8 protein-coding genes and 1 pseudogene are annotated in these 14,637 nt (G+C 50.8%); 3 read left to right on the top strand and 6 right to left on the bottom strand.

Features of this window, described 5'->3' with window-relative positions; genetic code table 11:
* Positions 1-9 precede the first annotated feature (9 nt).
* On the bottom strand, positions 10-1,314 hold the full coding sequence (locus C2M36_RS00785) for a GntP family permease (RefSeq protein ID WP_105199960.1): 1,305 nt from the start codon (positions 1,312-1,314) through the stop codon (positions 10-12).
* A gap of 302 nt (positions 1,315-1,616) precedes the next feature.
* On the opposite strand from C2M36_RS00785, the gene C2M36_RS00780 reads away from it, so the two are divergent.
* Both C2M36_RS00780 and C2M36_RS00775 read left to right on the top strand, forming a co-directional pair.
* The gene (locus tag C2M36_RS00780; protein ID WP_105253310.1) at positions 1,617-3,923 is read left to right on the top strand and encodes a TonB-dependent receptor; all 2,307 of its coding nucleotides are present in this window, start codon (positions 1,617-1,619) and stop codon (positions 3,921-3,923) included.
* A gap of 133 nt (positions 3,924-4,056) precedes the next feature.
* Entirely contained in the window at positions 4,057-4,713 is a 657-nt protein-coding gene (locus C2M36_RS00775) for a response regulator (protein ID WP_105253309.1), read from the top strand.
* A gap of 157 nt (positions 4,714-4,870) precedes the next feature.
* Here C2M36_RS00775 and C2M36_RS00770 read toward each other — a convergent pair whose 3' ends face one another.
* The 4 genes from C2M36_RS00770 to C2M36_RS00755 all read right to left on the bottom strand — a co-directional run bounded on the left by C2M36_RS00770 (position 4,871) and on the right by C2M36_RS00755 (position 11,268).
* A complete protein-coding gene (locus C2M36_RS00770; RefSeq protein ID WP_105253308.1) occupies positions 4,871-8,338 on the bottom strand; it encodes a PAS domain-containing hybrid sensor histidine kinase/response regulator in 3,468 nt (1,155 codons plus the stop codon).
* Positions 8,339-8,411: 73 nt separating this feature from the next.
* Positions 8,412-9,008, bottom strand: a complete 597-nt coding sequence (locus C2M36_RS00765) for a 1-acyl-sn-glycerol-3-phosphate acyltransferase (protein WP_105253307.1) — start codon at positions 9,006-9,008, stop codon at positions 8,412-8,414.
* Positions 9,009-9,210: 202 nt separating this feature from the next.
* A complete protein-coding gene (locus C2M36_RS00760) occupies positions 9,211-9,621 on the bottom strand; it encodes a helix-turn-helix domain-containing protein (protein WP_105253306.1) in 411 nt (136 codons plus the stop codon).
* A gap of 303 nt (positions 9,622-9,924) precedes the next feature.
* Positions 9,925-11,268, bottom strand: a complete 1,344-nt coding sequence (locus C2M36_RS00755; RefSeq protein WP_105253305.1) for an FG-GAP repeat domain-containing protein — start codon at positions 11,266-11,268, stop codon at positions 9,925-9,927.
* 139 nt (positions 11,269-11,407) lie between these two features.
* On the opposite strand from C2M36_RS00755, the gene C2M36_RS00750 reads away from it, so the two are divergent.
* Complete coding sequence (locus tag C2M36_RS00750) at positions 11,408-13,420, top strand: winged helix-turn-helix domain-containing protein (protein ID WP_105253304.1); 2,013 nt, start codon at positions 11,408-11,410, stop codon at positions 13,418-13,420.
* Between the two features lie 1,146 nt (positions 13,421-14,566).
* Here C2M36_RS00750 and C2M36_RS00745 read toward each other — a convergent pair.
* Positions 14,567-14,637, bottom strand: a pseudogene (locus C2M36_RS00745) (elongation factor Tu); the annotation flags it as partial.

Below are 14,637 nucleotides of genomic sequence, written 5' to 3'. Positions count from 1 at the left end.
GTTCACTCCTTAGAATAAGATAAATAGGGCGAGCGCCAGGGCCACGCCAATCAGTGGCACCACGGCCGTTAATGCCGCCATAGACCAGTAGGCGCGCTGGTGCGTTTCTTTACAGATGGCACGGATGGTGGTCACCACATAACCGTTGTGCGGCAAGGTATCCAACGCCCCGGAACTGATCGCCACCACTCGGTGCAATTGCTCCGGATTAACGCCAGCATCCAGGTAATGAGGCGCCACTAACGGCAGGGCTATGGCCTGACCGCCGGATGCCGAGCCGGTCAAACCGGCAATCACACTGACGGCCACCGCCGCACCGAGCAATTCGTTGCCGGGCATATTAGTCATGACTTCCACCGCCACCTGAAAGGCCTCTGTGTTTTTAGCCACCGCGCCAAAACCAACGACCGCACTGGTGTTACCTATGGCCACCAGCGCCCCCGTGGTACCCAAGTTAATGGCACCGCTGAGGTTGTGGAAATGCTTGAAGTTAATCACCAAAATCGCCAACACACCGCCGAGCAAGGCGACAATCAGCGCGCTTTGGTGCAATACATCGTGCAGGGTAAAGGACAGCAGCAACACCACCAGCAGCGGGATCACCCCGGTGATCGGATGGGGATAGTCGCGCTCGGGAATTTCCGGGTCGTCGTCGCGGGCCTCGAAGCGCTCACCATTGGCCACCGCCTTAGTGATCATCTTCTTCAGCCACCAGTAACCGGCAATGGCCATAAACACAGCCACCACCAGGCTCACTTCCCAGGCCGCATAGGGCGAAGTGCCCAGATACTTGATGGGGATCCAGTTTTGAATCTCCGGCGAGCCCGCCGAGGTCATGGTAAAGGTCACCGAGCCAAAGGCCAAAGTCGCGGGAATAAAGCGTCGTGGCAGGTTGGCGTCTTTAAACAGGCTCAGAGCCATGGGGTACACGGAAAAGGCAACGATAAAGACGCTGACACCACCATAGGTCAACACCGCACAGGCGATCACCACGGCCAATACCGCGTGTTTCATACCCAGCTTGTTGACTATGGCACGGGCAACGCTGTCCGCGGCGCCGCTGTCTTCCATAAACTTGCCGAACAGAGAGCCGAGTAAGAACATAAAGAACCAGGCACTGAGGAAACCGGCAAAGCCGTTCATATAGGTGCTGACAAAGTCTAAAGGCACATTCTCACCGGGAAAGAGCGCCATATTGCCGCTCAGCGCCACCAACAGGGCACATAAGGGCGCGGCAATAAACAGGTTTACGCCGCGCAGGGTAAGAATGATAAGTAGTACCAGACCGCCGATAAGGCCAATCATACTGAGCATAGAAGTGCTCCTCGAATTATTATTGTTTTAGTTATCAGAGCTAGCATAGCAGCTGTTTCTGTTAACAACACTGGCAATCAGTGTGGCCCCACAAACCGTTAAAATACATAGTACTAAGGTTATAGAATTGCGCCACACCCCGTAAATAAAGGGCTGTAGCGGCGATAGTACTAAGGTACTAACCCCCTCGTCGCATTTTTCCCCTAAAGTCACAGTTAATTAATATTTTTAAAACAAACCCATACCGTGACGACCCATAACAATACCGGCGCACGGACAACGACAATAACAGGGGATACAGGATGAACACATACAGTCTACGCCGCTCTAGTCTAGCCTTAGCGATTGGGGCGGCACTCACAAGTGCACTGGCAAGCCCAACGGCCTTGGCAGAAGAAGAAGTAAAAAAAGCCGAGCTGGAGCGCATCGAGGTTACCGCCCGTAAAACGGTAGAGAACCTGCAAGAGGTACCGGTGGCCGTGACCTCAATCGGCGCCGCGCAACTACAGGAAAACGGTATTTCGGTGATGACCGAGGTACAGCAGTTTTCACCCAACACCACCTTGCAGGCCAGCCGCGGCACCAACTCCACCATCACCGCCTTTATTCGCGGCGTAGGTCAGCAGGACCCGCTGTGGGGTTATGAGCCGGGTGTGGGTATCTACATCGATGATGTCTACGTAGCCCGCCCTCAGGGTGCGGTACTGGATTTATTGGATGTCCAGCAAATTGAAGTATTACGCGGCCCGCAGGGGACACTCTACGGTAAAAACACCATTGGCGGCGCGGTAAAGTATGTCACCAAGGAAATGACCGGCGATATGACCTTTGATATCCAGGGTACGGTGGGCAGCTATAACCAAAGAGATTTGAAAATCACCGGGCAAGTACCGCTGATCGATGAGCAGCTCTACCTGGGTTACGGCTTTGCTACCTTAAACCGCGACGGCTTTGGTGACTTTTTGGTCTCGGATCTGGATGGTCAGGATAAGGAAAACTACAACAAGGATCTTACCGCGGCGCGCCTGACTCTGGAGTTTCGCCCCACGGAAGACCTGTTTTTCCGCCTTGGCTGGGATAAAACCGACGATGACTCGAATTCCAAGGGCGGCTACCGTTTATTACCCAGTGTCCTGACCGAGGCCCCGGTGCCGGATGATGTCTATGACTCTTACACCAGTATGCCAACCTGGAACAAGGTGGAGTTAGAGGGCTATAGCCTGACCGCACGCTGGGACATGAGCGACAGCACCTCGTTTAAGTATATCGGTGCCAAGCGCGACAGCTATTCGCCGACCAATATCGACTTTGATAATACCGCCTTACGTATTTTCGATGTGCCCGCCATCTACGACGACGAGCAAACCACTCACGAACTGCAGATGAACCACCAGGGCGACAACTACAAGCTGGTATCCGGCTTGTACTATTACGACGGTGAATCCTGCGGCGTATTCGATGCCATCTTAGAGGTGGGTGCGCAGCTCGATAAATTGGGCGTTGGCGTGCCACTGCCTAGCTTCACCCGCGAAATCAGCGGTTGCAGCAACTCCACCAGCAAGGCCGCCTACATTCAGGGTAGTGTGGATTTAACCGACCAGTGGTCATTAACCCTGGGTGCCCGTTATACCAAGGATAAGAAAGAAGCCTACGTCAATAACACCGCCCTGGTTGCCACCATCTATCCAGAATCTGGCTGGGTACCCGGCTATGAACGCCCAGAATTTGAAGAAAACCTGGTCTTGGACGATGAAGAAGATTGGTCACGCTTTACTCCTCGCGTTGGCGTCGAGTACCAATACAATAACGACATCATGTTCTTCGCCAGCTACGCTCAGGGCTTTAAATCGGGCACCTTTAACCCCCGTGCCAGCACCGCCGAGCCGTCGGCCAACCCGGAAATCGTGGATTCCTACGAGCTGGGTATGAAGAGCGAGTGGAACGACAACCTGCGTGCCAATATCACCTTCTTTACCTTAGATCATGAAGACCGTCAGTATATCTCGGTACTGCCCGGCGATAGCTCGGCGGATCTCAACCAGCGCTTGGGTAATATAGGTAAATCCTCTGCGGACGGTGTGGAAGTGGAGCTGAACTATGTCGCCACCGACGCCCTGACGTTTGATGCGTCTATGGGCTATATCGACTCGGATTTCGAAGAGGTGCTGGATACGGACCCTGTTAGCGGCGAAATCTTCGATAAGTCGGATCGCTTTAGTATCTCCAACACCCCGGATCTCACCTTTAACCTGGGCGCCACCTATCGCCTGTATACGGACAACGGCGACTGGGTGTTTAACACCAACTACTACTACCGTGGCGATTATGTGTTATTCGAAGAAGACAGCCTGTTGAGCCAGGACAGCTATGGCCTGCTCAACCTCAGCGTCAACTGGTATAGCACCGACGGCCACTGGCGTGTCGGCCTCCATGGCAAGAACTTAACGGATGAAGAGTATATGATCGGTGGCTACCAGTTCGTCACCCCGGATGCGTCTGATCCCACAGATGTCAGCAAGTACACCCCGGGTCTGGGTGGCGATAACACCTTGATCGGCTACTTTGGCGACCCGCGCACCGTGTCGCTCACCGTGGGTTATAACTTCTAATCCCATCTGCTATACCAAGGCGACCGGCCGTCCCCCGGTTTCAAACGGTCGCCTTTCTCTTATGCAACTTACCGCAGGCCCTTGCCGCGACTAACAAAATCCCCTATAACGAGGGACATGGAGTCAACTTAGGATGCCCAGTGTGCAAGCCATTATCGCCGATGATCACCCGTTATTTCGCAGCGCCCTAAAGCAAGCCGCCGCCCAGGCCATGGCCGATGAGCCAATTTTAGAAGCCAGCGATCTATCGGAGCTGTTTAGCGCCCTTGTCGCCCACCCGGAGATTGAGCTGGTGTTTTTAGATCTCACCATTCCCGGCGCCCAGGGTTTGGAAGGCTTGGCACGACTGCGCAATCAATACCCGGATATTCTGGTGATCATGGTCTCCGCCAATGAGCACCCCAGCATTATTGAACAGGCCATGGCGCTCGGCGCCAGTGCCTATATTCCCAAGTCTTCATCCCTGGATGTGATCAGTGAAGCCATCGCTCAGGTTATCGAAGGGGAAAACTGGCTGCCACCGCAAACGGAAATTTGCACCGACGTTAACAGTGAACAGGCCCAGTTTGCCCGTAACCTGGAAAAGCTGACGCCACAGCAGTATCGGGTACTGAGCATGATCGCCGATGGCATGCTCAATAAGCAGATCGCCTATGCCATGTCGATTCAGGAAACCACCATTAAGCAGCATGTCTCGGCCATTTTGAAAAAGCTCAATGTCTACAACCGCACCCAGGCGGGGATTTTATTCAAGCAAATGGCCACGGTAGCCGAAAGTGAAGAAGCCTGAATTGTAGGTCGGGATTTTATCCCGACACAAAGGCATATTGTCGTTGTAAGTTGGCCTTTGCCGCTAGAGATGACGGTAGTAGAGCAATGCAGGAGCACATTGCCGATAAGGCCAACAAAAGGGCAGGAATCTCGCTTTGTCGGCGCAAAGCACCGACCTACAATTTAACCTGCTCCTGATTCGCCTTTAAGCGCTTTAGCATCCGCTTTAATGCCGGTGTTTTTAACGGCTTATACAGCAGGGGATAACCACAATCGCTGACGCGCTCACGAATGGCCTCGTCATGGTTGGCGGTGTTGATCACGATGGCCATGTCCTCCAGACCCAGAGCCTGGATCACCTGCAAACCGGTGACGCCATCATCGAGCTGGTAGTCGGCAATCAGAATATCCGCCTCACTGCTTTGCACTAATTCGGCCAACTGCACCTGATCCTTGGCCAACGCCACGCTACATCCCCAGTTCAGTAGCACCTGAGACAGCGCCTGTAACACGTTATCGTCATTGTCGAGCAGCCAGATGCGCATACCTGCCAGTTGATTATCTTGACCCTTGTGTTCGCTCGGTGTTGGCACCGCGCTGTGCGGCTGACTATAACATGGCAGTGTCAGGGTAAACTGGGTGCCCTGGCCGAGTTGTGAGCCCAGGGTCATATTAATATCCAAAACGGCACAGATACGCTTACTAATGGCCAGCCCCAAACCCAGGCCCTGCGCCTGCTCTTTGCCCTGCAACTGTTTGAATTCCTCAAAGATCAGCTCCTGATCTTGCTTAGCGATGCCGGCTCCGGTGTCTTCCACCATAATGGACAGCTGCTGCCCATGGCACTCGCAGAGCACCCGGATCTCGCCCTGCTCAGTATAGCGAATGGCGTTACTCAACAGGTTACTCAACACCCGCTTAAGCAGCGCCTTGTCCGTTTTCACCATCACCTCGGCGCCTTGCAGACGAAACCCCAGGCCCTTGTCTTTGGCCAGGGCTCCGTATTCATTGGCAAGGGGCTGCAACAAGCTGGCCAAGGAGAAGTCGGTGCTGTTGATTTTAAAGGAGCCGGACTCCAGCTTGGTTAGCTGTAAGATGCTCGACAATAAATCCTCGGCACTGGCCAGGGAGTTGCGAATATTCTCGGCCAGCTCAGCCAATTCCGAGCCTTGGGCCTTGTCGCTCATTAGCGAGCAAAACAGGCTGGCGGCATTAAAGGGCTGTAACAGATCATGGCTGGCGGCGGCGAAAAACCGGGTCTTACTTTCCGTGGCTAATTCCGCCTCCCGCTTGGCCGCCACCAGGGCGTGGTTGGTGGCCACCAGCTCGCTGGTACGGGCGGCGATTTTTTCTTCCAGATTCAGGTTTGCCAGCTCTAACTCACGTTGCTGCTGCACAAAATCGCTGATGTCGGTGTAGGTGGTTACGAAACCACCGCCGGGCAAGGGGTTTCCCTGCATCTCGAAGACCCGGCCATCGTTGTGCTCGCGGCGATATTTATAGGCGCTGCCACGGCGTAGGTGGGCGATGCGCTTGCTCACCTCCGCCTCGATTTGCTGGCATTCAAACAAACCGCGCTCGGCATTAAAGCGGATCAGCTCGGCCACGGGTCGCCCCACCGCCAGCATGTCTTTTGGATAGGCAAACATCTCCTGATAGCCCTGATTCCAGGCCACCAGTTTGAGATCGCTGTCTACCACGCTAATGCCCTGCTCTATGTTTTCTATGGTGGCCTGCAACAGATCCCGGTTAAAGCGCAGTACCTGAGAGGCCTCATCGACAAACTCCGCCACCTGCTCAAAGGGCTGGCGTTTTTCATCCTTGGCCACATCGAGGATCAGCCGCGCCGAAGCGCCGCCTACCAGGGCCGACATTTCCCGCTCAACCCGCTCTTCCACCGCGGCGGGAGCCTGCTCCTTCCAACGGTTGCGGGCGGCGGGGAAGTATTTTTCTACCAGCTCGGCGGCACGATCCGGTTCGCTAAAACGTTGTAATAGCAGCGCCAGCTCTTGATAGCTAAGGGCGATATTGGCGTCACGCTCTTCTACGCCACGCAAAATAAACTTATTGCTTTGCAGGCGCTCGGCCAGCTGCGCCGCACTGATAAAGGGCACCAAGAGATAAACCAGGGTGTTCACCCCCAACGACAGCAGCACGGCTTGGGTTAGGGGCTCCAGACCAAGAGCAAATAGGTTGTTCGGTGCCAGCCAGGCCAGTTGCCACGGTCCCTCGTTAAGCCAGGCGGCCTCGCCATACAGGGCGGAATACACACTCGGTAGCAACAGGGTGTAAAACCAAATTGCCGAGCCACTTAAAATTCCCAGCTGGGCGCCGCGACACGAGGCCTTGGACCACCACAGGCCGATGATCATCGCCGGGGCAAACTGGGCCACCAGGGTAAAAGACATCAGGCCCATATTGGCCAGGGTATTGCCTTCGGCCAGCACCCGGTGGCTGGCATAGCTCAACAGCAAGAGCACCACGATCACCGCGCGCCGCGCCTGCAGCAGCTTAAACTTGGAAAGGCCGCGGTGGGACGAGCTCAGTTGCGAACGGCGCAGCAAAAACTGGTTGATAAAGTCGTTGGTGATCATGATAGACAAGACTATGGTGGAGACGATCACCATACTGGTCGCCGCAGAAAAGCCCCCCAAGAAGGCCAACAACGACACCCAGGGTGCCTCGGCGGCAATGGGCAGGGCCAGCACAAAGGTGTCGTAGCCCACATCCTGCCCCTGAAAATACACTAAGCCAGCATAGGCGATGGGCAGAATAAAGAGGTTGATCAGCAACAGATAGAGGGGAAATAACCAGCGTGAGGTTCTTATCTGCTGCTCGTTATCATGCTCGATAAAGGCGGTGTGGAACTGACGTGGTAAACACAAGGTCGCCAATAAGCCGAGCAACACATGCACCCAATAGACATAGCCCGGACTGGCGGTGGTTTGCATCTGTGCCACGATTTCCTGCTGCTGCGCCGCCGCAAAAATGGCCTGGGGCGAGTCGAACAGGCCGAAGCAAATAAATAAACCCACGCCGACGAAGGCCAGCAACTTGACCACGGACTCAAAGGCGATGGAGGCCATCAAGCCCGGATTGTGTTCACTGGGGCGCACCCGTCGCGCCCCGAATAAGATGGCAAACAGCGCCAGGGTCAGGGTGATATAAAAGGTACTGTCTTGATAGAAATAGTCGTTTTGGCCGCGCTCCACCTCGGTGAGCATGGTGATACTGGCACTGGTGGCATTGAGCTGCAGGGCGATATAGGGCACGATGGCGATCACCGAGATCAGCGACACCAGGCCGGACAAACGGGACGACTGACCGTAACGGGTGGCAAGAAAGTCGGCCATGGAGGTGAGTTGCTGCTGGCGACAAATGGTGGCAATACGGGTATAAATTTGCCAACCAAAAACAAACAATAGGATGGTGCCGGTATAGGTAGGAGCCAGCCACCAGCCGTTATTGGCGGCCTGCGCGGTAGTGCCGTAAAACGCCCAGGAGGTGCAGTAGACCCCCAAAGACAAGCCATAGATCCAGCCACTGGAACGATTGTTGCTGAACTTATCCGCATACCAGGCCACGGCGAACAAGACCCCGAGGTAGGCCAGGGCAATCACGCTTATCACACCAATAGAGAACATAACGGGCTAATTTATTATTGTTTTCGCTCTAGCATAGCGGCTCATGAGCATAATTACACCAAGCACTTTAGTGTTACTTGACGCCCGACAGCTGTTCTGGATATTTGGCCATCTCGGCAGGAAACAAGGCCTGAACCTGAACCAGTGTGGCGTCTATATCTTCCCCGACCTCTAACGGCGCCATGATCACAAACTGCTTTTTACTGTAATCCAAGGCCATGGGCACCACGGGAACCTTCGCCGCCTTGGCGATATGCAGGAAACCACTTTTCCATTGCGGCGTGTATTTGCGGGTGCCTTCAGGGGCCAAGCCGAGGATCAGCGCGTCGCTATTATCAAACAGGGTTTTCACCTGCGCCACCACGCCATGGGAGGAGCGCCTGTCGACCGGGATACCACCCCATTTTCGCAATAAGGGTGCCAAGGGCCAGACAAAGATACTGTGCTTGCCTAAAAAACGGATCCGCACCTGTAGGTGCATTTTCACCGCAATGGCGATGACAAAGTCCCAGTTCGAGGTATGAGGCGCCACCGCGGCGACAAACTTGCCCTGCTCGGGAAACTCCCCCACCACCTGCCAACCGAACCAGTTCAGCACCTTGGTACCCAGCCAACGGCCGAAACGACTGTGGGTGCGGGGAATATTCGCGGGGATATTCAGTTCGGGCATGGAGGTTAAAAAGTTGGGGACAATCTCGTTAGGTTGGCGCTAACTCGCTGTTTAGTCAACTTTATTAAGCTTTTTACCGGCTCCATAATTAAAAACACAGAGTGGATGAGCAAATTAGAATGTCCAGTAAAAATTGGAGATTCACACAATTTAGGTGACATACTTAATTCTACTTAGACATTCAAATTTGCGCTTTTTAGTTCTACCAGAACTTTTGTTGTTCGGTGCGATGAATTAATTTGCTGATCAGATATGCGCATAGAAAAAGTGCCGGAGCAGCAAACAAATTAGGCTGTAAAATCCAAGTAATTGCTCCTGCAGCCACACTAATGTACTCAATTATGGCTAACGGCTTCCTCTCAGATACGCCCCACATCAACGATTTATACCAACGCGGCTGTACCTGCCAAGATTGCGATTCTTTATCTATCACGGTGATTTCCTTTGTCAGAATTTCAATATCAACTTCAAACACCGAGGCAAGGGCTTTCAATGATTCCAAACTTGCTTTATTACCACTTTCAAGACGTTGAATTGTTCGCGCGCTTAAACCAGCCACGGTCGCCAACTGCTCCTGCGACCACTGTTTTTGCTCTCTTAACTTTTTGATCATCATCGTCTCCTTGCCTCTGCATTCGGGGAAATCTTGGCAAATAATTTTACCCGTCGGTGACGACATTACCACGACAGCAGCACGACAAGAGGAGGTCAAGGGTGAAATAACGTCAGGAAAGGAGCTCTATTACGAGAGAGTATTTAACTTAACCTTTATACACAAGCCAACTTGAACGGCCTGTACACAGGATGAGATATAGCAGTGAGAACATAAAAAGGCCACATATTGCGACCTTTAATGCCCATAGAACATCTGGAAAATTCAAGTCATCCCAAAATCACTTTTGTGGTCCACAACCCTTTACGCGTTAAAATATCTGCGTAAAAAAACCGCGCAACTCATAAGCAAGAAAACCATTCCCGTACTGCCTCCACCAGAGCTGTCATCACTAGAAGCAACCGGGTCTGTTACCGGCGGGGGCGGAGTAGTCGTTGTCTCACCTTGAGTAAACACGGCATTGAGCTCAATATTAGTCCCCTGCTTGACCAAGCAATCTTGATAACCAATAGAGGCAAAATAGTAGAACTGTTGCTTATTAAACTCACCGGTTGCGACATCCAGGTAACCATCGTTGTTTAAATCAGCAACGGCTGTTGCCGTTAAGCCATCGATGGCACCGGCAACATCTTTTTTCACGGTGCCGCCTTCATAGTGAAGACTCAGGCGAGGTGCAAGATAATGCGCAGAAAGCATGTCCATGCTGCCATTTTTATCGATATCTGCAAATGCGACTCCGTAAGGAGCTTGGCTTCTGTCGATAACACGGCGCGTAAAGCTTTCTTCCTGGCCATAAACAGCCACCGCCTTGGCGGCAATTTCCGCTGCTGCCAACTGTACTTGGCCGGAATCAGCATCTCTGTAGCTATCAAGCGTAATTGCAGCATGCTCCGAGATATGCAACTCTTCTGTAAATACATCATTATTATTTAGATAGAGCGCCGTTTTAGCATTAGTTATGGTGTTCACCAGCACAAACAGATCCCCCGAGGTGTCTGCCTGAAAACTGGAAATAAATAAATCTGGCTGACCGTCCTGATTGAAGTCATTTACGGTGAAAGCATAGGGGCGGACACCATCGATCACTATGTCTTTTTTAAACACAAACTCACCGGTACCAGTATTCAAGTACAGTTTGATCTTGCGAGTCAAATATTCGCTTACCAGTAAATCTTCAAAACCATCGCCGTCCCAGTCATAGGCATCAAGCGCCGCCGGATATTCAAGCCCACCAACAATTGACTTGCGGCTGAAACCATCACCAGACTGGTTTAGCATTTGATAAATTGAGCCATCAAAGAGACTGATACCAACTAGGTCCATGTATTCGTCATTGTTTACTTCAATGGCTTGCAGCGTCTTTGCACCGCCACTAGCGTAGGTAATTTCAGTCGCGCTCGTCTCAAGGTGAATATAATTTCCCCCGTCACACTGTTGCCCCTGCCAACTATCAAAGGCCCAGTTTGTCGCGGCTTCTGCTTTTAGTATTTGTGTAGCCTCGCTGGTATCTATTTCACATGACTGTTCACACTTAAAATCACCGCTTCCATAACTTACGACGCCATCACCTTCTATGGTGAGATTAATTTGCCCCGCTTGGGTGGCCATTGAGCAGCCAAATAAAGCTAAATAAATAAGTTTTTGCATCTTATGCCCCTGTTAAATAACAACACATTTTGTAATGTAAAGTTGTTGTATACCCACGCCTCATTACTTACAATCATGTAACAGTGATGTTATCGATATGGCATTATCTTTCATACTTTCAATGCGTTAGGAAGCTATCTTGCAAACGGAATTTTGGCTTGGTGAGTATCTTGTATCGCCTAAACACAATAAGTTAACTTTACCCAAACGAACTTTTACCCTAGAGCCTAAGGTAATGGCCATTCTCTGCCTGCTGGTGCAACATCGTGGGGAAGTGCTAAGTAGAGAGGAGATTTTAACTACACTTTGGCCAGACCAAGTTACCGAGCCAGAAGTAGTCACTCGCGCTATTTTCGAACTAAGAAAGGTCTTCTGCGATGACCCCAAAAAGCCCATTTATATTGAAACCATAGCCAAAAAAGGCTATTCATTTATTCACCAGGTCACCCAGTCGAAATCATCTAAGAGGCCAAGGGTAAACTTCAAGGTACTAGTTACCACAATCCTATTATTCGTACTTATAATCATTCTTGCTTTTGCCTTACTCTTAAAGCCGTTCGTATCTAGAGACATGGCTCAATTCAGAGTTATTCCTCTCTCCAGTAGCCAAGAATCGGTTACTTTCGCCGCCCCAGATACGAACTGGAAATACTCTCTCTTGATTCGAGGAAGCAACAAAGAAAAGCAAATTTTTCTCAAAGACTTGGAAAGTCATAAAACCGCTCAATTAACCGCTCGCTATTCGGATTACAAATCACCTGCTTGGGGAAAGCAGTCGAATAGTTGGTACTATGTCGATTGCGCCAACTCCAGTTGCCAAATAATCAGACACAACACAAAAACAGGCAAAAAGGTAACGGTTTTTACTGCGTCGACCGATATAAAAGCAATCGCCCTGTCAGAGCAAGAAAAAGTCCTCGCGCTCACCATTTCAGATGGTGGGAAAGAGTTACTAGCCGTATTGAACTTAGATGAAAAAAAACCTGAGCTGGCTTACATCAGTCAACCAGGAACAAATACATTACCGACATTTTTAAAAGGGTCGGAGGCATTGTTCTACGTTAACTGGCACACCCCAAGTGCAAGTCGAATTATGCGCTACGACATTCAGCGCCATAGTAGTACAGAAGTAAGTAAAAAACTCGACAGAATCACGGCGCTGACCTCGCACTCCAATAACAACCTGATAGCCGCCGCTAAGCTCAAAGGCGAATATGCCCTTTGGCAACTAAATTTAAGCACAGATAAACTATCACGTTATGCCAATTTAGAACCCACTGCCACAATTCGAGATCTACACCTGAACAATGATGGCAACAAGCTAATGTATATGAAAAGTAAATCCGATTTGGATATCCAGTTTGTTGGCTTTAACAAAGAGTTTAAAGGCCTCAATAGCGATGCTCACGATATGAAAGCAGTTTGGTCAGCGAGTACCGAAAGCCTCTATTTTGTCTCGAATAGAACTGGTAGCTACGAACTTTGGCTATACCGTCAGGGAAGTAATGAAAAACTAACGGACCTAAATGCGGACAACATAGCGCAGCCGGTTTTATCTCATGCACAAGACAAACTGGCTTTTATTACCCGTAAAGAAAACTTCTCTTATCTGACTATCTATGATGCTCAATCCGCCACCCTTCATGAGCTAGGAAAGGTCTCTCCCGGCAGCTTCTTACTCGGATGGTCATTCAACGCCGATGCACTGTATCTAAGCGTAGGCAGTGAAAATATCTATGATTTGACTAAATATGAGTTTCAATCAGGGGAAATAAAAACGATCAAACTCGGCGCTGGATTAATAGCACAAGAAAGCCAGCAAGGTGAGACTTTCTACTACGGCGATCTGCGCAACAAGCAGCTGAAACGAATTGACGCAAACGGTGATGATAGCCTGTATTACGACTTTTCTTCCCTCCCACTCAGAGTAGCGCCTAACAGTGTGAAAGTTGCCGACGGGAAAGTTTATTACCTTAGCGAGTCAGAGAACCATCTACACTTATTTAGAGATAAGGACGCCCTCCTCGAATTACCTAAGAAGGCTTTTGTTAGCCAGATCATTACCGAGCCTACGACCAAACTGATTTATGATTTGAAACCCCCTGCGGCTCAGGTTTTGGAGATGCAGGTGTCTACCGCAGTGGTTCGGTAGCAAAACTGTACTGGCCATAAGCTTCATACCACAAGAGTGAACAATTTCACTCTCTTTTTCGCTTTCAGCCCTGCCCCACGATTAACAAAAAAGGTAGATGAGAAAATTACAATGTCCATAAAAAATTATAAAATCACACAATTCAGATGACATACTTAATTTTACTTAGACATTCAAATTTACTCTATTTCGACGACATCTACTGACAAGGCACTTCAAAATCAATGTGATAATGCTCGTCATGGCGCACCCAAAAAGGCTGAGGTTGGAGATCTCGTTGGGTCGCCGACTAAGATTCACTCAAAGTTAAAGCCTAGGTTACATCCATACACTATCACGATCTCAAGAACACCTATGTATCAGCCCAATTCCCCTTACATTGCACCCGAAACGCGATACGAGAAGAGTAATCGCCAGCATGGCTGAAAGCGGAAACAAGAGAGTGAACAATTTCACTCTCGCCGCTTGAAGGCGACGAACTCTGTGAGGAGGGGGGATGCGCTGTGCCTGTTGGTTACGTTCATTTCTCGTGGCTCGTTGAGGAAATTATGCAATGTTGGGGCGCCTTGGGGTTCCAAGGGGAAATGGACAAGCCTTTTCTTTTGGTCGCAGTCGGCGACCCGACAAGAACTATCAATTACCACCATAGTCGATGGCCCTAGAAAAATTGTCGGGTTGAAACCTGACCTACAGGTATCGAGTTTCCCGTTTAAATTCGCGCTGGAGAAATCAGCTTTTGCTGTATAGCGTGGCTAAGACAGCGAGGCACGACGCCAAGCTAGATTTACCGGCACAGGGAAGTGCCGTTAAATCGTGTCGCAGCCTAAGCGGAGCGTTTAGCAAAAATCCGAGTTCGGAAGCATAGGCGAATTACGGGCGCCTTGGGGTTCCAAGGGGCGGTTGGCGTAAACCGCCCTTTGGTTGGAGTCGCCAACGCGACAAGATCTCACTACAGAGAGCTGTGGGGAGTTTTAACGAGAAAGGTGAGAAAGTCGCCATTGAGAAGATTGAACGGCGATATAAGAAGATACAGGGATTGTCAGGCTGAAGCCTGACCTACAATTTACGGCCGTGAAGGTGGTCTATAAGGTTTTTTTACGCATAAAAAAAGGCCGCTAAAAGCGGCCTTTTTCTCGAGAGTAACTATTACTCTACGATTGATGCTACAACACCAGCACCAACTGTACGACCACCTTCACGGATCGCGAAACGTAGAC

Origin of the sequence: Pseudoalteromonas sp. T1lg75 (assembly GCF_002964705.1) — a bacterium.
In the GTDB taxonomy this organism is placed as follows: Bacteria; Pseudomonadota; Gammaproteobacteria; order Enterobacterales; family Alteromonadaceae; genus Pseudoalteromonas.
This window is presented reverse-complemented; position numbering and strand designations above follow the sequence as displayed.